Source organism: Streptomyces sp. NPDC060049, assembly GCF_042736715.1.
Lineage (GTDB): Bacteria > Actinomycetota > Actinomycetes > Streptomycetales > Streptomycetaceae > Streptomyces.
The window spans coordinates 82849-103343 of sequence record NZ_JBHWVV010000013.1 but is presented as its reverse complement, the minus strand read 5'-3'; the positions used below and the strand labels follow the sequence as shown (position 1 = coordinate 103343).

Annotated in this window: 16 protein-coding genes; 12 read left to right on the top strand and 4 right to left on the bottom strand. The window is 71.0% G+C overall.

Going from position 1 to position 20495, the window contains the following annotated elements; translation table 11 throughout:
• Positions 1–132 precede the first annotated feature (132 nt).
• On the bottom strand, positions 133–1650 hold the full coding sequence (rpsA, locus tag ACFWBY_RS24225; protein WP_385343164.1) for a 30S ribosomal protein S1: 1518 nt from the start codon (positions 1648–1650) through the stop codon (positions 133–135).
• A gap of 358 nt (positions 1651–2008) precedes the next feature.
• Between rpsA and ACFWBY_RS24220 the strand changes: the two genes are divergently transcribed.
• Positions 2009–2857 carry a class I SAM-dependent methyltransferase gene (locus tag ACFWBY_RS24220; protein ID WP_385343167.1) on the top strand — a complete coding sequence of 283 codons (849 nt, stop codon included), beginning with the start codon at positions 2009–2011 and terminating at the stop codon, positions 2855–2857.
• 4 nt (positions 2858–2861) lie between these two features.
• Positions 2862–5432 (top strand): ATP-dependent helicase HrpB, encoded by a 2571-nt coding sequence (hrpB, locus tag ACFWBY_RS24215; protein WP_385343169.1) that lies wholly within the window; start codon positions 2862–2864, stop codon positions 5430–5432.
• Here hrpB and ACFWBY_RS24210 read toward each other — a convergent pair.
• Both ACFWBY_RS24210 and ACFWBY_RS24205 read right to left on the bottom strand, forming a co-directional pair.
• Positions 5422–6402 (bottom strand): DUF3068 domain-containing protein, encoded by a 981-nt coding sequence (locus ACFWBY_RS24210; protein WP_385343172.1) that lies wholly within the window; start codon positions 6400–6402, stop codon positions 5422–5424. The genes hrpB and ACFWBY_RS24210 overlap by 11 nt on opposite strands.
• A 14-nt stretch (positions 6403–6416) precedes the next feature.
• Positions 6417–6557 carry an SPW_0924 family protein gene (locus tag ACFWBY_RS24205; RefSeq protein ID WP_112450779.1) on the bottom strand — a complete coding sequence of 47 codons (141 nt, stop codon included), beginning with the start codon at positions 6555–6557 and terminating at the stop codon, positions 6417–6419.
• Positions 6558–6747: 190 nt separating this feature from the next.
• Here ACFWBY_RS24205 and ACFWBY_RS24200 point away from each other — a divergent pair, with 190 nt between their 5' ends.
• Positions 6748–7641 carry a DUF4184 family protein gene (locus ACFWBY_RS24200; protein WP_385343175.1) on the top strand — a complete coding sequence of 298 codons (894 nt, stop codon included), beginning with the start codon at positions 6748–6750 and terminating at the stop codon, positions 7639–7641.
• A gap of 40 nt (positions 7642–7681) precedes the next feature.
• Here the strand turns inward: ACFWBY_RS24200 and polA are convergent, their stop codons facing one another.
• Positions 7682–10405: a DNA polymerase I gene (gene polA / locus ACFWBY_RS24195; protein WP_385343177.1), complete on the bottom strand. Its 2724-nt coding sequence runs from the start codon at positions 10403–10405 to the stop codon at positions 7682–7684.
• Positions 10406–10546: 141 nt separating this feature from the next.
• Here polA and ACFWBY_RS24190 point away from each other — a divergent pair, with 141 nt between their 5' ends.
• From ACFWBY_RS24190 to ACFWBY_RS24150, 9 genes are all read left to right on the top strand, one after another.
• Positions 10547–12817 carry an FdhF/YdeP family oxidoreductase gene (locus ACFWBY_RS24190; protein WP_385343180.1) on the top strand — a complete coding sequence of 757 codons (2271 nt, stop codon included), beginning with the start codon at positions 10547–10549 and terminating at the stop codon, positions 12815–12817.
• Between the two features lie 54 nt (positions 12818–12871).
• Positions 12872–13348 carry a PaaI family thioesterase gene (locus tag ACFWBY_RS24185; RefSeq protein WP_385343183.1) on the top strand — a complete coding sequence of 159 codons (477 nt, stop codon included), beginning with the start codon at positions 12872–12874 and terminating at the stop codon, positions 13346–13348.
• 39 nt (positions 13349–13387) lie between these two features.
• Complete coding sequence (locus tag ACFWBY_RS24180; protein ID WP_385343186.1) at positions 13388–13804, top strand: hypothetical protein; 417 nt, start codon at positions 13388–13390, stop codon at positions 13802–13804.
• Positions 13801–14436, top strand: a complete 636-nt coding sequence (locus ACFWBY_RS24175) for a Tat pathway signal sequence domain protein (protein WP_385343189.1) — start codon at positions 13801–13803, stop codon at positions 14434–14436. The genes ACFWBY_RS24180 and ACFWBY_RS24175 overlap by 4 nt, the downstream gene beginning before the upstream one ends.
• Before the next feature lie 301 nt (positions 14437–14737).
• The gene (locus ACFWBY_RS24170) at positions 14738–15970 is read left to right on the top strand and encodes a branched-chain amino acid ABC transporter substrate-binding protein (protein ID WP_385343192.1); all 1233 of its coding nucleotides are present in this window, start codon (positions 14738–14740) and stop codon (positions 15968–15970) included.
• 140 nt (positions 15971–16110) lie between these two features.
• Complete coding sequence (locus ACFWBY_RS24165) at positions 16111–17040, top strand: branched-chain amino acid ABC transporter permease (RefSeq protein ID WP_385343195.1); 930 nt, start codon at positions 16111–16113, stop codon at positions 17038–17040.
• Entirely contained in the window at positions 17037–18863 is a 1827-nt protein-coding gene (locus ACFWBY_RS24160) for a branched-chain amino acid ABC transporter permease (protein ID WP_385343198.1), read from the top strand. Before ACFWBY_RS24165 ends, ACFWBY_RS24160 begins: the two co-directional genes overlap by 4 nt.
• A 3-nt stretch (positions 18864–18866) precedes the next feature.
• Positions 18867–19754, top strand: coding sequence for an ABC transporter ATP-binding protein (locus tag ACFWBY_RS24155; protein WP_385343201.1), 888 nt, complete (start codon positions 18867–18869; stop codon positions 19752–19754).
• Complete coding sequence (locus ACFWBY_RS24150) at positions 19751–20467, top strand: ABC transporter ATP-binding protein (protein WP_385343203.1); 717 nt, start codon at positions 19751–19753, stop codon at positions 20465–20467. The genes ACFWBY_RS24155 and ACFWBY_RS24150 overlap by 4 nt, the downstream gene beginning before the upstream one ends.
• The last annotated feature ends 28 nt before the right edge of the window (positions 20468–20495 follow it).

Here is a 20495-nt window from a genome sequence, read left to right as displayed (position 1 = left end):
CCCCGTATGAACCTGCCCGGTCCCGCCCGTACAACGCGGCGAGGCCCGCCCCCCGAAGGGGACGGGCCTCGCCGTTGAACATCAGCTCAGCTCACACCGCACGCGAGCGGGCGGCGCGTCGCGCTGCTGCGATCAGCTCTGGCCGCCGGCCAGCTTCTCGCGGAGCGCGGCCAGGGCCTCGTCCGACGCCAGGGCGCCGGAGGTCTCGTCCGCACCCTCGGAGGAGTACGAACCACCCGAGATGCCCGCACCAGCGCTGCTGCTGCCACCGGCGGCCGGAGCGGCCGCACCCTCGGCAGCGGCGGCCTCGTCGGCCTCGCGGCTCTTGATGACCTGCGCCTGGTGCTGCTCGAAGCGCTGCTGCGCCTCGGCGTACTGGGTCTCCCAGGCCTCGCGCTGCTTGTCGAAGCCCTCGAGCCAGTCGTTGGTCTCGGGGTCGAAGCCCTCGGGGTAGATGTAGTTGCCCTGGTCGTCGTAAGACGCGGCCATGCCGTACAGGGTCGGGTCGAACTCGACCGACGCCGGGTCGGCACCGAAGGACTCGTTGGCCTGCTTCAGCGACAGCGAGATCCGGCGACGCTCGAGGTCGATGTCGATGACCTTGACGAAGATCTCGTCGTTGACCTGGACGACCTGCTCCGGGATCTCCACGTGGCGCTCGGCCAGCTCGGAGATGTGGACCAGACCCTCGATGCCCTCGTCCACGCGGACGAACGCACCGAACGGAACCAGCTTGGTGACCTTACCCGGGACGACCTGACCGATCTGGTGCGTCCGGGCGAACTGCTGCCACGGGTCTTCCTGCGTCGCCTTCAGCGACAGGGAGACGCGCTCGCGGTCCATGTCGACGTCGAGGACCTCGACGGTGACTTCCTGGCCGACCTCGACAACCTCGGACGGGTGGTCGATGTGCTTCCAGGACAGCTCGGAGACGTGGACGAGACCGTCGACGCCACCCAGGTCCACGAAGGCACCGAAGTTGACGATCGAGGAAACGACGCCGGAGCGGACCTGACCCTTCTGCAGGGTGGTGAGGAACGTCTGGCGAACCTCGGACTGGGTCTGCTCGAGCCAGGCGCGGCGGGACAGGACCACGTTGTTGCGGTTCTTGTCCAGCTCGATGATCTTCGCCTCGAGCTCCTTGCCCACGTAGGGCTGGAGGTCGCGGACGCGACGCATCTCGACGAGGGAGGCCGGCAGGAAGCCGCGGAGGCCGATGTCGAGGATGAGACCACCCTTGACGACCTCGATGACGGTACCGGTGACGATGCCGTCTTCTTCCTTGATCTTCTCGATCGTGCCCCAGGCGCGCTCGTACTGCGCGCGCTTCTTGGACAGGATGAGACGGCCTTCCTTGTCCTCCTTCTGGAGAACCAGGGCCTCGATCTCGTCGCCGACCTTGACGACCTCGTTCGGGTCGACATCGTGCTTGATCGAGAGCTCGCGGCTCGGGATGACGCCCTCGGTCTTGTAACCGATGTCGAGGAGAACCTCGTCCCGGTCCACCTTCACGATGACGCCGTCGACGATGTCGCCGTCGTTGAAGTACTTGATCGTCTCGTCGATCGCGGCGAGGAACGCTGCCTCGTCACCGATGTCGTTGACCGCAACCTGCGGAGTGGTGGCGGTGGTCTCGGTGCTGCTCGTCATGTGGGTAAGGGCTCCGGTTACGGACAGAAAGTCGTAGGTACTGCTACGCCGGGAGCCCTTATCGGCATCTGCCGAAGAAGCCGGACAGCCAAGGAAGCCCCAGTTCCGCGAGAGCGGGGTGGGGGCCTCGAAAACCGAGGGGTCATCAACAGATACAAGCGCAGCCTGCTAGGTCTGAGGAGCACAGGCTCGCAGCGCAACTTGTAGCATACGGGGGCAGCCGGACAGGGTCAATGCGCGAAGGCGCACACCTCGGGCGGATCGCCGCACAACCGGCACAATTAGCGGGCGGGCAGAGGTCGATGACCCCTTCCGCATGCGTTCCGCAGAATATTCGCAGACTACGACGACGGGCCCCATGAACCAAGAGGACTACGCCCCCGAAGAAGCGTACGGAGCCGGCCCGGCCGCCGAGGACGACTCCGAGGCCACGCGGCGTGACGCCGGGGAAGCGGAGAGCAGCCGGGCGAGCCGCGGCTGGTGGGACCGCAACGCCGACGAGTACCAGAGCGAGCACGGAGCGTTCCTCGGCGACGACCGGTTCGTGTGGGGCCCCGAGGGCCTGGACGAGGCGGAAGCGGCCCTCCTCGGCCCCGCCGCCTCCCTCAAGGACAAGGACGTCCTGGAGATCGGCGCCGGCGCCGCCCAGTGCTCGCGCTGGCTGGCCGCGCGGGGGGCCCGCCCCGTCGCCCTGGACCTCTCCCACCGCCAGCTCCAGCACGCCCTGCGCATCGGCGAGGACGTCCCCCTCGTCGAGGCCGACGCCGGACGGCTCCCCTTCCGCGACGGTTCCTTCGACCTCGCGTGCTCCGCCTACGGCGCCGTCCCCTTCGTGGCCGACCCCGTGAACGTGATGCGCGAGGTGCGCCGCGTCCTGCGCCCCGGCGGCCGCTGGGTCTTCTCCGTCACCCACCCGATCCGCTGGGCCTTCCCCGACGAGCCCGGCCCCGAAGGGCTGTCCGTCTCCGCCTCCTACTTCGACCGCACCCCCTACGTCGAGCAGGACGAGCAGGGGCGCGCCGTGTACGTGGAGCACCACCGCACCCTGGGCGACCGGGTACGCGACGTGGTCGCGGGCGGCTTCCGCCTCGTCGACCTGGTCGAGCCCGAATGGCCCGAGTGGAACAGCCAGGAGTGGGGCGGCTGGTCCCCCCTGCGCGGCAACCTCATCCCCGGTACGGCGATCTTCGTGTGCGAGCGGGACTGAGACCGTGATCCGTACGGCCGACCTCGACTCCCTTCCCGTCCGGGAAGCCGTGCCCGCGCTCGTCTCGGCGCTGGACGCCCACGGCACCGCCGTGCTGTGCGCACCGCCCGGGACCGGGAAGACCACGCTGGTGCCGCTGGTGCTGGCGGGGCTGACCGGGGGCGGACCGCGCCGCCGTGTCGTCGTCGCCGAACCCCGCCGGATCGCCGCCCGCGCGGCGGCCCGCCGGATGGCCTGGCTGCTCGGCGAGCAGGTCGGCGCCTCCGTGGGCTTCACGGTGCGCGGCGAGCGGGCCGTCGGCCCCGGCACGGTGGTCGAGGTGGTCACCACCGGTGTGCTGCTCCAACGGCTCCAGCGGGACCAGGAGCTGTCCGGGACCGACCTGGTGGTCCTCGACGAGTGCCACGAGCGCCACCTGGACGCCGACACGGTCGCCGCCTTCCTCCTGGACGTACGCGAGACCCTGCGCCCCGAGCTGCGGCTCGTCGCGGCTTCGGCGACCACCGACGCCGCGGGCTGGGCCCGGGTCCTCGGGGGCGCCCCGGTGGTGGAGGCCGCCGGCGTCTCCTACCCGGTGGAGACCGTGTGGGCACCGCCGGCCCGGCCGGTGCGGCCGCCGCACGGCATGCGCGTGGACCCGGCGCAGCTGGCACACGTGGCCTCGGTGGTCCGGCGGGCCCTGACGGAACGTTCCGGCGACGTCCTGTGCTTCCTCCCCGGCGTCGGCGAGATCGCCCGGGTCGCCGGACAGCTCGGCGCGGCCGGCGCGGAGGTCCTGCAGATACACGGCCGCGCCCCGGCCGCCGTCCAGGACGCGGCGCTGTCCCCCTCGCCCCACCGACGGGTCATCCTCTCCACCGCCGTCGCCGAGTCCAGCCTGACCGTGCCCGGCGTGAGGATCGTCGTGGACTCGGGACTGGCCCGCGAACCCCGGGTCGACCACGCGCGGGGCCTGGGCGCGCTCGCGACCGTACGGGCGTCCCGCGCGGCCGGGCGGCAGCGCGCGGGACGGGCCGGGCGGGAGGCACCGGGCACGGTGTACCGCTGCTGGGCCGAAGCGGAGGACGGGCGGCTGCCCGCCTACCCGTCCCCCGAGATCCGGATCGCGGACCTGGCGCAGTTCGCGCTCCAGGCCGCCTGCTGGGGCGACCCCGACGCGACCGGGCTCGCCCTGCTCGACCCGCCGCCGGCCGGAGCGATGGCGGCGGCACGCGACGTACTGCTGGCCGTGGGCGCGGTGTCCCCGGCGGGGCAGCCCACCCCGCGCGGGGTGCGGATGGCCCGCCTCGGCCTGCACCCGCGCCTCGCCCGGGCGCTGCTCGACGGCTCCGCCGCGCTCGGAGCCCGACGGGCCGCGGAAGTGGTCGCGCTGCTGAGCGAGGAGCCGCCCCGGGAGTACGGGGACGACCTGGCCGCCGCCTGGCGCCGGGCCCGCGCGGGAGGCGACCCGTACGCGTCCCGCTGGCGGGCGGAGACCAAGCGCTTGGAGCGCGCCGCCACGGAGAGGGACCGTGCGGGCGGCATCAGCCAAAATCCACCTCCGGCGTTCGAGGAGCGGGGTCCGGGGCTGCGCCCCAGCAGCGGCGCCGCACCCGACGACGCCGCCGCCGGGCTGGTCGCAGCACTCGCGTTCCCCGAGCGGGTCGCCAAGGCCAAGGGCGCGGGGGCCTTCCTCATGGCCAACGGAACCGCCGCCGAGCTCCCCGACGGGTCACCGCTGCGCAGCGCGCCCTGGCTGGCCGTGGCCGTGGCCGACCGACCCCCGCATTCGGCGTCCGCCCGCGTCCGGCTCGGGGCCCTCATCGACGAGGACACCGCCCTGGCCGCCGCCGGCCACCTGCTGCGTTCGGGCGAAGAGGTGCACTGGGAGGACGGGGACCTCGTCGCCCGCTCGGTGGAACGCCTCGGCGCCGTCGAGCTCGCCGCGCGGCCGCTGCGCGACCCCGACCGGGCCCTCGTGCGGGCCGCCCTCCTCGACGGGCTGCGCACCGACGGCCTCGGCCTGCTGCGCTGGACCCCGGACGCGCGGGCGCTGCGCGCGCGGCTCGGCTTCCTGCACCGCACGCTCGGCGCGCCCTGGCCCGACGTCGCGGACGACGGGGACCTGCTGTCCCGCGCCGACGACTGGCTGGAACCCGAGCTGTCGCGGGCCCGCCGCCGCGCCGACCTCGCGCGGATCGACGCCGGGCAGGCGCTGAACCGGCTGCTGCCGTGGGCCACCGGCGAGGCCGGCCGGCTCGACGAGCTGGCTCCGGAGCGGATCGAGGTGCCGAGCGGCTCCCGGATCCGCGTCGACTACGCCGCCGAGCACGGTCAGCCCGTACTCGCCGTGAAGCTGCAGGAGCTGTTCGGGCTGGCCGAGACCCCCCGGGTCGCGGGGGTGCCCGTACTCGTCCACCTCCTGTCGCCGGCCGGGCGGCCCGCCGCCGTCACCGCCGACCTGGCGTCCTTCTGGCGGGGCGGCTACCTCGCCGTCCGCGCCGAGCTGCGCGGCCGCTACCCCAAGCACCCGTGGCCGCAGGACCCCGCGACCGCCGAGCCCACCCGGCACACCAACGCCCGGCTCAAGCGGTGAACGGGTCGCCGTCAACCCCGGGGCGGCGGCCGCGCGCCTCCAGCCACAGCGCGGACCCGAGGAGCGCGAGCCCTCCGGCCGCGAGGCCGATCGGCGCGTAGGTGTGCAGGGCGAGCACCTTGGTCCGGTTCGACTTGACCAGTGCGACCGTGTGGTCGCTGTAGTCCTCGCGCATCTTCACGTGCCCCGCGAAGACGGTGAGCTTGCCGTCGGGGCCGCCTGACGCGATGCCGCCGCGCATCTCCTGCTTGATCTCCTGCTCGGCGTTGACGGGCGCCCCGGTCACCGGGTCGACCCAGAACATCGCCTTGGTGGAGTACCAGAGGCTGGTTCCGGTGGTCTGCTCGAAGGTGGCCGGGTCGATGCCCTCGATCGGCATCTTCTTCGGCAGCGAGACCTTCGTCCAGGGGATGGTCTGCTCGTAGTAGTAGACGTCCATGCCCTTGAACGTGCGCGGCCCGACGTAGTGGATGGGCGAGGAGCTGCGGGTCTGCGCGTCGAAGTACAGGTAGTCGCGCGGCTCGGTGAAGAACGGCCACTTGAACTCGATGCCCTCGCGCCGGACCGCGTCCCCGTCGACCGCCTCGCCGGTGGCGTGCACCGGGTCCTGGGAGTGCGCGTCGAAGATGTAGCGCTCCGGGATCTGGGAGACCATCTTCCCGTCCGGGCCCATGATGTGGGTGAGCGTGTCCCAGACGACCACGTCCTTGCCGGCGCTCGCCTCGATCTCCTTCGACGCCTCGACGTTGCCCTTCAGGGTCTGGACGATGGTGACCTTGTCGACCTTCTTGGGCTCCATGCCCGTCGTGTAGTCGAGGAGGGTCGCGTCCTTCGCCTCCAGGACCACCTCCTGGTACTGGTTCGGCGGGATCTTCGCGAGCCTGGGGTACGCGTACCAGCGCAGCAGCGGCGCGAGGGCCGCGCAGAACACGGCTAGGGCCAGCAGGACAAGGCTTGCTCTGCGTCGCACGGCCGGTCCCTCCTCTACTTTCCGGGCGCGGCGGGCGCGGTGGTGAGCAGGGGCTTCGGTGAGGTCTTGCCTTCCGGAGCCCCCATCGCCGTGATGGCGAGGACGAGGAGCACCGCGAGGACGAGACCGCTGGCGGCGGCGACGATTGCGCGCATGCGGGGACCTCCGGAATCTGATGGGGCGTCAGGGCGGGGGCACCGTAGCAATGCGGGTGACAGATGAGAACCGTTTGCGCCACCGATCACGCGGTCCGCGTCCGGGACGGGGTTGCCGGCGCACCCGCGCTTCGCACGGCTCGCTCATACTGGACGCGCTGATCCAACAGTCCATTCGAGCCGAGGTGTCATGCCGTTCACGCTCAGCCACGCGGCCGCCGTACTCCCGGGCATCCGCCGGACCGGGCGTGCGCGGGGCCCCCTCGTCGCCTCGGCCCTGATCCTCGGGTCGTTCGCTCCGGACACCTTCTACTTCGCGGACACCGTCGTCTCGGGCCTCAGGCCGTACGGCACCTTCACGCACTCCCTGCCCGGCGTCGTGACCGCCGACGCGGTGCTGACCGCCGCCCTCGCGGCGTGCTGGCTGCTGCTGCGCGAACCGCTGGTCGCGCTCCTGCCGCGCCGTTGGCGGGGCCGGGTGCACACCTTCGTGCGGGGCGAGGAGTGGCGCGGGCGCCGACTGCCCGCACTGGCCCTCTGGTTCTACCTCTCGGCGGTCGCCGGCTCGCTCACGCACGTGGTGTGGGACAGCTTCACGCACATCGACCGCTACGGGACGCGCACGCTCCCGGAGTTGGGCCGGCCGCTCGCCTTCGGCCTGCCCCTCTACTCCTACCTGCAATACGGCACTTCGGCGCTCGCGGCCTGCGCCCTGCTCTGGTTCACGGTCACCGCGCTGCGCCGGCTGCCCGTCTCCCCGGCCCCCGCGTCCGTGCCGGTGCTCGGCCGGGCCGAGGTGTGGGGCGCGCTCGCGCTGGTCCTCGGGTGCGTGGCGGTCGGGGTCACGCTGCGCGTGCTGCGCTTCTTCACCTTCTTCGACCGCATCCGCACACCGCTCGACATCATCCCGACGATCTGCTTCGGCGCGGGCGGCGGCCTCGCCGTGGCCCTCCTGCTGTACGGAGCCCTGGTGCGTCTGCGCCACCGGCGGGGCCGCAGCCGCTCGGACTCGGGCTCGGACTCGGGCTCGGGCAGTGGCTCCGACTCGGACGAGGAAACGCGAACGCCCGTCCCGGCCGGTTAGGCGGGGACGGGCGCTGCCCGGACCGTGCGGCCTACGGGGCTCAGTGCGCGGCGGACTCCCAGTCGGGGCCGACGCCCACGGACACGTCCAGCGGGGCCCGGAGGTCGACGGCGGCGCCCATCTCGCGGCGCACCAGCTCCTCCACCTTCTCCCGCTCCCCGGGGGAGATCTCCAGCACGATTTCGTCGTGGACCTGGAGCAGGATCCGCGACTTCAGCCCGGCCCCCGTGATCGCCTTGTCGACGCGCAGCATCGCGACCTTGACGATGTCGGCCGCGGTGCCCTGGATCGGCGCGTTCAGCGCCATCCGCTCGGCGGCCTCGCGGCGCTGGCGGTTGTCGCTGTTGAGGTCGGGGAGGTAGCGGCGGCGGCCGAAGACCGTCGCCGTGTAGCCGGTCGCGCGGGCTTCCTCGACCACGCGGCCCAGGTAGTCCCGGACCCCGCCGAACCGCTCGAAGAACGTCTCCATCAGGCCCCGGGCCTCGCCGGGCTCGACACCCAGCTGCTGGGCGAGGCCGAAGGCGGAGAGCCCGTAAGCGAGCCCGTACGACATGGCCTTGATCTTGCGGCGCATCTCGGCGTCGACCTGCGACCGCTCCACGCCGAACACCTGGGAGGCGACGGTGGTGTGCAGGTCCTCGCCCGACAGGAACGCCTCGATCAGGCCCTCGTCCTCCGAGAGGTGGGCCATGACGCGCAGCTCGATCTGGCTGTAGTCGGCGGTCATGAGGGACTCGAATCCCTCGCCGACGACGAAGCCGCGACGGATGGCCCGGCCCTCGTCGGTGCGCACCGGCACGTTCTGCAGGTTGGGGTCGGTGGAGGACAGGCGTCCGGTGGCGGCGACGGTCTGGCTGAAGCTGGTGTGCACCCGGCCGTCGGCGGCGAGGGTCTTGACCAGGCCCTCGACGGTCACCCGCAGCTTGGCCTGCTCCCGGTGGCGGAGCATGATCACCGGCAGTTCGTGGTCGGTCTGCGTGGCCAGCCAGGCCAGCGCGTCCGCGTCCGTGGTGTAGCCGGTCTTGGTCTTCTTCGTCTTCGGCAGGTCCAGCTCGCCGAAGAACACCTCCTGGAGCTGCTTGGGCGAGCCGAGGTTGAACTCGTGGCCCACCGCCGCGTGCGCCTCCTTCACCGCCTGCTGGACCGCCGCGGCGAACTGCTGCTCCATCGCCTCGAGGTGGCTGCGGTCGGCGGCGATGCCCGCCCGCTCCATCCGGGCCAGCAGCTCGGAGGTGGGCAGCTCCATGTCGTGCAGCAGTTCGGCGGCGCCCACCTCGGTCAGCTTGACCGTGAAGGCGTCCCCGAGGTCCAGGACGGCGCGGGCCTGCGCCATCAGGGCCTCCGCCTCGGCGGTGTCGTCGGCGCCGAAGGCGAGCTGCCCGTCCACGGCGGCGGGTGCCAGCTCGCGGTGCAGGTACTCCATGGACAGCACGTCCAGCGCGAAGGAGCGCCGGCCGGGCTTGACGAGGTAGGCGGCGAGCGCGGTGTCCATGGCGACCCCGGCCAGGGTCCAGCCGTGCTCGGGGAAGACCCGCATCAGGCCCTTGGCGTTGTGCACGACCTTGGGCCTGGCGGCGTCGGCGGCCCAGGCGGCGAAGGCCCGCTCGTCGGCCTCGTCCAGCTCGGACGGGTCGAACCAGGCGGCCGGGCCGCCCGCGGAGGCCAGCGCGATCTCGGAGACGTTGCCGGTGCCGAGCGCCCAGCTGTCGACGGTGGAGATGCCGAGCGGTGCGCCGGCGTGGGTCTCCAGCCACGGCGCGAGCTCTCCGGCGGCCAGCACGGAGGCGTCGAGCGGTACGGCGGCCGCCACCGGGGCCGGGGCCGCTTCCTCGGCGGCGCCCGGGTCGACGGCGAGCAGGCGCTCGCGCAGCGAGGCGTTGCGGATCTCCAGTACGTCCAGGACACCGGTGACGGCGGTCCGGTCGTAGGGGGCGCGGGCCAGGTCGGCGGGGGTCTTGGCGAGGGCGACGTCCTTGACCATCTCGGTCAGGACGCGGTTGAGCTTCACGGACTCCAGGTGGTCGCGGAAGTTCTGTCCCGCCTTGCCCTTGACCTCCTCGGCGCGCTCGACGAGCTCCTTGAACGACCCGAACTGGGTGATCCACTTGGCCGCGGTCTTCTCGCCGACGCCCGGGATGCCGGGGAGGTTGTCGGACGGGTCGCCGCGCAGTGCCGCGAAGTCCGGGTACTGCCGGGGCGTGAGGCCGTACTTCTCCTCGACCTTCTCGGGGGTGAACCGGGTCAGCTCGGAGACGCCCTTGGTCGGGTAGAGCACGGTGGTGTGCTCGGAGACCAGCTGGAAGGAGTCCCGGTCACCGGTGACGATCAGCACGTCGAAGCCGAGGGCCTCGGCCTGCGTGGCCAGCGTCGCGATCACGTCGTCGGCCTCGAAGCCGTCGACCGCGAAGCGCGGCACGCTCATCGCGTCGAGGAGCTCGCCGATCAGCTCGACCTGCCCCTTGAACTCGTCGGGGGTCTTGGAGCGGTTCGCCTTGTACTCGGGGAACTCCACCGACCGCCACGTCTTGCGGGAGACGTCGAACGCCACGGCGAAGTGCGTGGGCGCCTCGTCGCGCAGCGTGTTCGCCAGCATCGAGGCGAACCCGTAGATGGCGTTGGTCGGCTGCCCCGTCGCGGTCGTGAAGTTCTCCGCGGGCAGCGCGAAGAACGCCCGGTACGCCAGGGAGTGCCCGTCCATGAGCATCAGGCGGGGGCGGTCCGCTGCGGTCGGCTGGTCGGTCTTCTTCGATGCTGAATCTGCCACGCCCCCGATCCTAGGCCGCCGCACTGACAATTCCGGCGTCGGCCATCTCGGCGGTCCGTGACAGGATCGAGGTGTACCCGCGTTTCCACGCAGCACCGCCGCTGCCACGCAGGACCGTACGACTGCTCGAAGGGGAGCGACATGGCCGCCAAGCCGCCCGCAGGGGATCCCGTACAGGACGCACCGCAGGTGACGCCCCCCAAGCACGCGGCCGCGGGCCTGCCCGCCATCGGCCACACCTTGAAGGTCGCGCAGCGGCAGATGGGGCTGGCCCGCACGGCCCGGACCCTCCTCAAGGTCAACCAGAAGGACGGCTTCGACTGCCCCGGCTGCGCCTGGCCCGAGGGCGAGAAGCGGCACACCGCCGAATTCTGCGAGAACGGCGCCAAGGCCGTCGCGGAGGAGGCGACGCTGCGCCGGGTCACCCCGGAGTTCTTCGCCGCGCACCCGCTGGCCGATCTCGCCGCCCGGTCCGGCTACTGGCTGGGCCAGCAGGGGCGGATCACCGAGCCGATGTACCTGCCCGAGGGCGCCGACCGCTACGAGCCGGTGACCTGGGAGCGGGCCTTCGCGATCATCGCGGAGGAGCTCGAGGCGCTCGCCTCCCCCGACGAGGCCCTCTTCTACACCTCGGGCCGCACGAGCAACGAGGCCGCCTTCCTCTTCCAGCTCTTCGTCCGCGAATTCGGCACGAACAACCTTCCCGACTGCTCGAACATGTGCCACGAGTCGTCGGGCTCCGCGCTGAACGAGACGATCGGCATCGGCAAGGGCAGCGTCTCCCTCGAGGACCTCCACCAGGCCGACCTGATCATCGTGGCCGGACAGAACCCGGGCACCAACCACCCGCGCATGCTGACCGCGCTGGAGCAGGCCAAGTCCGCCGGCGCGAAGATCATCTCGGTGAATCCGCTGCCCGAGGCCGGCATGGAGCGCTTCAAGAACCCGCAGAGCCCCTTCGGCATGCTCAAGGGCACCGCTCTGAACGACCTCTTCCTCCAGATCCGCATCGGCGGCGACCAGGCCCTCTTCCGCCTCCTGAACAAGCTCGTCCTCGAGGCCGACGGCGCCACCGACGAGGAGTTCATCCGCGAACACACCCACGGGTACGAGGAGTTCGCGGCCGCCGCCAAGGAAACCGACTGGGCCGAGACGCTCACCGCGACCGGTCTGACCCGCCCCGACATCGAGCGCGCCCTGGCCATGGTCCTGGCCTCGAAGCGCACCATCGTCTGCTGGGCCATGGGCCTGACCCAGCACAAGCACTCCGTCGCCACCATCCGCGAAGTCGTCAACCTCCTGCTGCTGCGCGGGAACATCGGCCGCCCCGGGGCCGGCGTCTGCCCCGTGCGCGGCCACTCCAACGTGCAGGGCGACCGCACCATGGGGATCTTCGAGCGCCCCGCGCCCGCGTTCCTCGACGCCCTCGACAAGGAATTCGGCATCACCTCGCCCCGCGAGCACGGCTTCGACGTCGTCCGCTCCATCCAGGCCCTGCGCGACGGCGAGGCCAAGGTGCTCTTCGCCATGGGCGGCAACTTCGTCGGCGCCACCCCCGACACAGAGGTCACCGAGGCCGCGGTCCGCCGCGCCTCCCTGACCGTGCACGTGTCCACCAAGCTCAACCGCTCCCACGCGGTCACCGGCCGGCGCGCCCTGATCCTGCCCACCCTCGGCCGCACCGACAAGGACGTCCAGGCCGCCGGCAAGCAGTTCGTGACCGTCGAGGACTCCATGGGCATGGTCCACGCCTCGCGCGGCAACCTCGCCCCCGCCTCCCCGCACCTGCTCTCCGAGCCCGCGATCGTGGCCCGCATGGCCCGCGCCGTCCTCGGCGAGGCCTCGAAGACCCCGTGGGAGGAGTTCGAGCGCGACTACGCCGCCATCCGCGACCGGATCTCCCGCGTCGTCCCCGGCTTCGAGGACTTCAACGCCCGCGTCGCCCGTCCCGGCGGCTTCCAGCTCCCCCACGGCCCGCGCGACGAGCGCCGCTTCGCCACGGCGACCGGCAAGGCCAACTTCACGGCCGCGCCCGTGGAGTACCCGCACGTCCCGGCGGGCCGGCTGCTCCTGCAGACCCTGCGCAGCCACGACCAGTACAACACCACGATCTACGGCCTCGACGACCGCTACCGCGGCATCACCGGCGGCCGCCGCATCGTCATGGTCAACCCCGAGGACGCCGCCGAGCTCGGGCTCGCCGACGGCTCGTACACCGACCTGGTCGGCGAGTGGCGCGACGGTGTCGAGCGGCGCGCCCCCGGATTCCGCGTCGTGCACTACCCGACGGCCCGCGGCTGCGCCGCCGCCTACTACCCCGAGACCAACGTGCTGGTGCCGCTCGACTCCACCGCGGACACCAGCAATACCCCGGCGAGCAAGTCCGTCGTCGTGCGCTTCGAGACCGCCTGATAGAACGACCTGAGGACAAGATGGTTAACGAGCGTTGACGAACGGAGTCGGCCCATGGGCGAGCAGCACGCGGTGAAGTTCCCGCAAGAGGTCCTCGACGAGTACACGGCCCTGGGCATCGACCTGCCCTCGCTGTTCTCGGCGGGCGACCTCGGCAAGCGGATGGACATCCAGATCCTGGAGGCCTCCGCCGAGCGCGTGGTCGCCACCATGCCGGTCGAGGGCAACACCCAGCCCTACGGCCTCCTGCACGGCGGGGCCTCCGCCGTGCTCGCCGAGACCCTCGGCTCGGTCGGCGCGATGATGCACGGCGGCATCACCAAGGTCGCCGTCGGCGTCGACCTGAACTGCACCCACCACCGCGGTGCGCGTTCCGGCCTGGTCACCGGGGTCGCCACCCCCGTGCACCGCGGCCGCACCACCGCCACCTACGAGGTCGTCATCACCGACGAGCAGGACCGCCGGGTCTGCACCGCCCGCCTCACCTGCCTGCTGCGCGACGTGAACCCGCAACAGGACGGCAACAACTAGCCGTTGCCCTCGCAGCAGCGCCGGTCTAGCGTTCCCGACATGGGATCCGGACCGGCGCCGCGGCGCGCCTTGGCCGCGGCGGCGACGGCGGCACTGCTGGCCGCCGCACCGCTCGGCTGCGCCTGCGGCACCCCTTCGGCCGGGGCCGCGCGCCCCGGGCCGGCCGGGGCCCCGGAGCCGACCCCGCCCCAGCGGCTGTGCGCCGACCTGATCACCCACTGGGCCGGCGTGATCCTCGACGCCGGCGAGGGCCGCGACGCCGTCCACCTCGACTACCAGGCCATGGGCCTGTCCGGCGGCCAGAACGAGATCCTGCTCGCCGTCCTGGCCGGCGCCCGCGCCGAGCAGCGCGCCCAGGGACCGGCCGCCGCCCGCGAGTTCACCGCCCGGGAGGCGGAGCGCCGCTGCGCGGAGCGCTACCGCTCGGGCGTCCCGACCGGCGGTCCCTGGCAGTGAGCGGGGGCATCGGCCCGGTCGAGCCCGGAGAGGGCACCGAGGCCCACGAGAGTCCGCGCCCCGGCCCCCGCACGCCTCCGGGCCCCCGGTGGGCCCGCGAGCTCTACGCGGGCCACCGGCGAGCCGTCCTGACCCTCGGGGCCCTGACCTGTGCCTCCGCTCTGGCGGCCGGCGGCGCCGCGCTCCACGCCGCCCGGCCGCGGCCCGTCCCGTACGCGCCGCCCGCGCCCTCGCAGGTCTTCTCCCTGACGTACGTCGCTCCGGTCGAGCCGGCCCCCGCCGACGGGTCCTTCGTGTTCACCGTGCGTGTGCGCGCCGCGTCCGGGCCGACCATCACGCTGGAGCGGCTGTCGCAGCCCTCGCGGGCCCTGACCGTCGAGATCGAGCCATCGCTTCCGGCCACGGTCGCGGCGGGCGAGGGGCGCGACCTCGTCGTGCGGATTCGCGCGGCCGACTGCGTGCATGTAGCACGGAATTCCGGACTTCCCTTCCTTGAAGTAACCCTGAGTAATGGATTCCAGAAAGAAGAGCACAGCTACATCCCCGGTGACCGTTATGCCGGGGATCTTTCCACCGCTCTGACCAGGGCCTGTCCCGCAACGCGAGACGCGAGCGCCCCGCCGCCGTCATGACCAAAAGGGCCCAGAGTCCTGGCGGGACAGGACTCAAACCGCTCGATGGTCCTCACGCGTCTCAGCATGCGGACAAGACGAACCGGCCGGAATTCCCCCGTTCCACCCCCAGAGATCCGCTATGTATTACGCCGTGGCATAACAAGAGAGTCACATCATTGGCCTCAGCCCTCCATAACGTCCTAAGACCCGCCTAGAGTCACGGCCAGTCACCGCGACCAGCCGGATTTCCTTCAGTTCGGTTCCCCGCGTTCGACACGGTGCGTCCCACGGGGGACGCAGTGCCAGGAAAGGACTGATCGTGCGTCAGCGTTCTCTCATTGCCGTGACCGCCGCGCTCGCCGCGGGCGCCCTCACTCTCACCGCCTGCGGTTCGCGTGACGACAAGGCCGGCGGCACCGGCGACGGTGGCGACACCACGGTCGTCATCGGCGTAGACGCCCCCCTGACCGGCGACCTCTCGGCGCTCGGCCTCGGCATCAAGAACTCCGCCGACCTCGCGGCCAAGCAGGCCAACGAGAAGAAGTACGTCAAGGGCGTCACCTTCAAGATCCAGGCGCTCGACGACCAGGCCCAGGCCTCCTCCGGCCAGCAGAACGCCACCAAGCTCGTCGCCGACAAGGACGTCCTCGGTGTCGTCGGCCCGCTGAACTCCTCCGTCTCGGAGTCCATGCAGAAGGTCTTCGACGACGCCAAGCTCGCCCAGATATCCCCCGCCAACACCAGCCCCTCCCTCACCCAGGGGCCGAAGTGGGCGGCCGGCGAGAAGGTCCGCACCTACAAGAGCTACTTCCGCACCGCCACCACGGACGCCGTCCAGGGTCCGTTCGCGGCGCAGTACCTCTTCAACAAGGCGGCCAAGAAGAAGGTCTTCATCATTGATGACAAGAAGACCTACGGCGCGGGTCTCGCCGGCACCTTCAAGGGCGAGTTCACCAAGCTCGGCGGCCAGGTCGTCGGCGAGGGCCACATCGACCCGGAGAGCAAGGACTTCTCCGCGATCGTGACCGAGGTCAGGAGCTCCGGCGCCGACGTCGTCTACTACGGTGGCGAGTACCCCGCGGCCGGCCCGCTCAGCAAGCAGATCAAGGCTTCCGGCACCAACATCCCGCTCATCGGCGGTGACGGCATCTACGACAAGAAGTACGTCGAGCTCGCCGGCGCCGGCGCCGCGGGCGACCTGGCCACCTCGGTCGGCGCCCCCGTCGAGAGCCTGCCCTCCGCCAAGGACTTCGTCGCCAACTACACCAAGGCCGGATACAAGGAGCCCTTCTCCGCCTACGGCGGCTACTCCTACGACTCCGCCTGGGCCATCATCGAGGCCGTCAAGGCCGCGGTCGACGGCAACGACGGCAAGCTCCCCGCCGACGCCCGCGCCAAGGTCCTCGCCGCCGTCCAGGGCGTGTCCTTCGACGGTGTGACCGGCAAGGTCTCCTTCGACGAGTTCGGTGACGCCACCAACAAGCAGCTCACCGTCTACAAGGTCGAGGGCACCGACTGGAAGTCCGTCGAGTCCGGCACCCTCGGGGGCTGACCTCCGCCTTTCACCATCCGTTGGCCGGTAGTCCGCTCGAACGGCCGGCCAACGGAGCACCACCACACCTGCCGCGCGGGGCGCGCACAAAAAGCGCCCCGCGCGGTGTCACATCCGTCGAAAGACTCGGAGGACCTGCGGTGCACGAACTGCCGCAACAGCTGGTCAACGGCCTGCTACTGGGATCCATGTACGGGCTCGTCGCCATTGGCTACACGATGGTCTACGGCATCGTCCAGCTCATCAACTTCGCGCATGGCGAAATCTTCATGACCGGCGGATTCGGAGCCCTCACCGTCTGGCTGATGCTCCCCGGGGGCACCACCATGTGGATAGCCCTCCCGCTCATGATCATAGGCGCGGTCATCGTCGCCACCCTGATCGCCGTAGGCGCCGAACGCTTCGCCTACCGACCCCTGCGCAGCGCCCCCCGGCTCGCCCCGCTCATCACCGCCATCGGGCTCTCCATCGCCCTCCAGCAGGCGGTTTGGGCCTGGTACCCCGGCGCGGAAGCCTCGTTGATCTTCCCCGAGATCCCCGGCGGTCCCTTCCACCTCGGCAGCATCACCATCCAGACCGGTGACGTCTTCCTCCTGATCGCAGCCCCCATCTCCATGGCCTTCCTCGGGTTCTTCGTCAAGAAGACCCGCACCGGCCGCGGCATGCAGGCGACCGCCCAGGACCCCGACACCGCCAAGCTCATGGGCATCAACACCGACCGCATCATCACCACCGCGTTCGCGCTCGGAGCCGTCTTCGCCGCCATCGGAGCCGTCGCCTACGGCCTCAAGTACGGCGAGGTCCAGTTCAAGATGGGCTTCCTGCTCGGCCTCAAGGCCTTCACGGCCGCCGTCCTCGGCGGCATCGGCAACATCTACGGCGCCATGGTCGGCGGCCTCGTCCTCGGCCTCGCCGAAACCCTGACCACCGTCTACGTCGCCGACATCCCCGGCTTCGAACAGCTCGGCGGCCAGTCCTGGGGTAACACCTGGGCGTTCGTACTTCTCATCCTCGTGCTCCTCTTCCGGCCACAAGGCCTGCTGGGCCAGCGCGTGGCGGACAGGGTGTGACATCCATGACGACCATCACCGCGGACACCGCGAAGACCACCACCGCACCGGCCACGGGCTTCATCGCCCTCTCCGAGAAGACGGCCCGCGCACTCGCCACCGCAGGCGGAGGCCTCACCGTCGTCTCGGCGTTCCTCGCCTGGACCTGGACCACCGCCTACCCCGGAGACCTCACCGTCTACGGCTACCCCGGCGGCCTCCAGTGGCTCGTCCTCATCGGCGGCGCCCTCACGGCCCTCTTCGGCCTCGCCTCCTACGGGACCAAGGGCCTGCGCTGGCTCACCCCCGCCGGCGCCGACGCCGCGATCAAGCTCGCCGCGCTCGCCGCGTTCGTCACCACCTGGTACACCGTCGTCTCGATCGTCGCCGAACTCGGCGCCGTCGTCGACCTCGAACCCGGAGCCGGCTTCGCCGCCCTGGTCAGCCTCCTCGCCGTCGTCGGCGCCTTCGCGCTCCCCTTCGAGCGCCCCGCACTCGAAGGCCCCGACCCCGACGACACCGGCTGGGAGAAGTTCAAGCACGAAGCCGGCAACCGCTGGACGACCTTCAAGGCCGCCTTCACCTCCGGCCCCATCACCCCGGCCCGCACCCTGCCGGCCTGGGCGGAGATCCTCCTGATCGCGGCCGTCCTCGGCCTCGCGCTCACCGTCTTCACCTACGGCATCACCACCCCGTACCAGGAGCTCTTCGTCGGCTTCCTGATCACTGCCGGGTTCGGTGCCGCCGCGCTCAACAAGGCGGGCCTCCTCGCCCGCGTCACCACCCTCACCAACCGCCACCGCAACGTCGCCCTCGTCGGCGCCTTCGCAGCCGCGGCCGCCTTCCCCCTCACCCAGACCGACGACCAGTACGCGAACCTCGGCGTCAACATCCTGATCTTCGCCACCGTCGCACTCGGCCTGAACATCGTCGTCGGCCTCACCGGCCTCCTCGACCTCGGTTACGTCGCCTTCCTCGGCGTCGGCGCCTACACCGCGGCCCTGGTCTCCGGCTCGCCCAACTCGCCCTTCGGCGTGCACTTCCCCTTCTGGGCCGCACTCCTCATCGGCGCGGCCGCCTCCATGGTCTTCGGCGTCCTCATCGGTGCACCCACCCTGCGTCTGCGCGGCGACTACCTCGCCATCGTGACGCTCGGCTTCGGTGAGATCTTCCGCATCTCCATGAACAACCTCGACGGCGTCTCCGGGCCCGACATCACCAACGGCCCCAACGGCATCGCGAACATCCCGAACGTCAACCTCTTCGGATTCGACTTCGGCGCCTCGCACACCATCGCCGGATTCACCATCGGCCGGTTCGCGAACTACTTCCTGCTGATGCTGCTGATCACCCTCATCGTGATCCTCGTCTTCCGCCGCAGCGCGGAGTCCCGCATCGGCCGCGCCTGGGTCGCCATCCGCGAGGACGAGACCGCCGCCGAAGCCATGGGCATCAACGGCTTCCGCGTCAAGCTCATCGCCTTCGCCCTCGGCGCCACCCTCGCCGGTCTCGCCGGAGCCGTCCAGGCACACGTCCAGTACACGGTCACCCCCGACCAGTACACCTTCGCCAACGCCGTGCCCCCGAACTCCGCGTTCCTGCTCGCCGCGGTGGTCCTCGGCGGCATGGGCACCATCTCCGGACCCCTCGTCGGCGGATCGCTGCTCTTCCTGATCCCCAACAAGCTCCAGTTCCTCGGCGAATACCAGCTCCTCGTCTTCGGCTTCGCCCTCATCGTCCTGATGCGACTGCGCCCCGAAGGCCTCATCCCCAACAAGCGCAACCAGCTGGAACTCCACGAGTCCATGCACGCGCCCACGGTCCTCGGCAAGGCAGGGGTCTGACCCATGACGACCACCACCACCGAAACCCCCGCCGCCGCCACCGCGGCGGAGACCGTCCTCGACGCACGCGGCGTCACGATGCGCTTCGGCGGCCTCACCGCCGTCAAGAACGTCGACCTCACCGTGCGCAGCGGCGAGATCGTCGGACTCATCGGCCCCAACGGCGCCGGCAAGACCACCTTCTTCAACTGCCTCACCGGCCTCTACATCCCCACCGAGGGTGAAGTCCGGTACAAGGACAAGGTCCTGCCGCCCAAGTCGTACAAGGTCACCGCGGCCGGTGTCGCCCGCACCTTCCAGAACATCCGTCTCTTCAACAACATGACGGTCCTGGAAAACGTCCTCGTCGGACGCCACACCCGCACCAAGGTCGGCCTCTGGGCCTCCCTCCTGCGCCTCCCCAGCTTCGGCCGGGAAGAAGCGGCGAGCCGCGAGAAGGCCATGGAACTCCTGGAGTTCATCGGCCTCGCGCACAAGGCCGAACACCTCGCCCGCAACCTCCCCTACGGCGAACAGCGCAAGCTCGAGATCGCGCGCGCGCTGGCCAGCGACCCCGGCCTCATCCTCCTGGACGAGCCCACCGCCGGCATGAACCCGCAGGAGACCCGGGCGACCGAAGAGCTCATCTTCGCCATCCGGGACCAGGGCATCGCCGTCCTCGTCATCGAGCACGACATGCGCTTCATCTTCAACCTCTGCGACCGCGTCGCCTGCCTGGTCCAGGGCGAGAAGCTCATCGAAGGCACCGCCGCCGAGGTCCAGGGCGACGAGCGCGTCATCGCCGCCTACCTCGGCGAGCCCTTCGAAGGCGCCCCCGGCGCCGAAGAGATCGCGGAGGTCGAAGCGGCGGAGGCACACAGCACCACCAGCACGGACGGAGAAGACCGGTGACCGCACTCCTCGAGGTCGAAGACCTCCGTGTCGCCTACGGCAAGATCGAAGCCGTCAAGGGCATCTCGTTCAGCGTGGACGCCGGTCAGATCGTCACCCTCATCGGCACCAACGGCGCCGGCAAGACGACGACCCTGCGCACCCTCTCGGGCCTGATCAAACCGCGCGGCGGCCAGATCAAGTTCCAGGGCAAGTCACTGAAGAAGACTCCCGCGCACGACATCGTCGCGCTCGGACTCGCCCACTCCCCCGAGGGGCGGCACATCTTCCCGCGCATGACCATCGAGGACAACCTCCTCCTCGGCGCCTTCCTCCGCAAGGACAAGGACGGCATCCAGAAGGACGTCCAGCGTGCCTACGACCTCTTCCCGATCCTGGGCGAGCGTCGCAAGCAGGCCGCCGGCACCCTCTCGGGCGGCGAGCAGCAGATGCTGGCCATGGGCCGCGCGCTCATGTCCCGGCCGAAGCTGCTCATGCTCGACGAGCCGTCGATGGGCCTCTCGCCGATCATGATGCAGAAGATCATGGCGACCATCGCCGAGCTCAAGTCCCAGGGCACCACCATCCTGCTGGTCGAGCAGAACGCCCAGGCCGCGCTCTCGTTGGCCGACCAGGGCCACGTGATGGAGATCGGCAAGGTCGTCCTGTCGGGCCCGGGCCGCGAGCTCCTCGTGAACGAGGACGTCCGCAAGGCGTACCTCGGCGAGGACTGAGCCCTACCCGTACGAGTGAGGCCCGCCC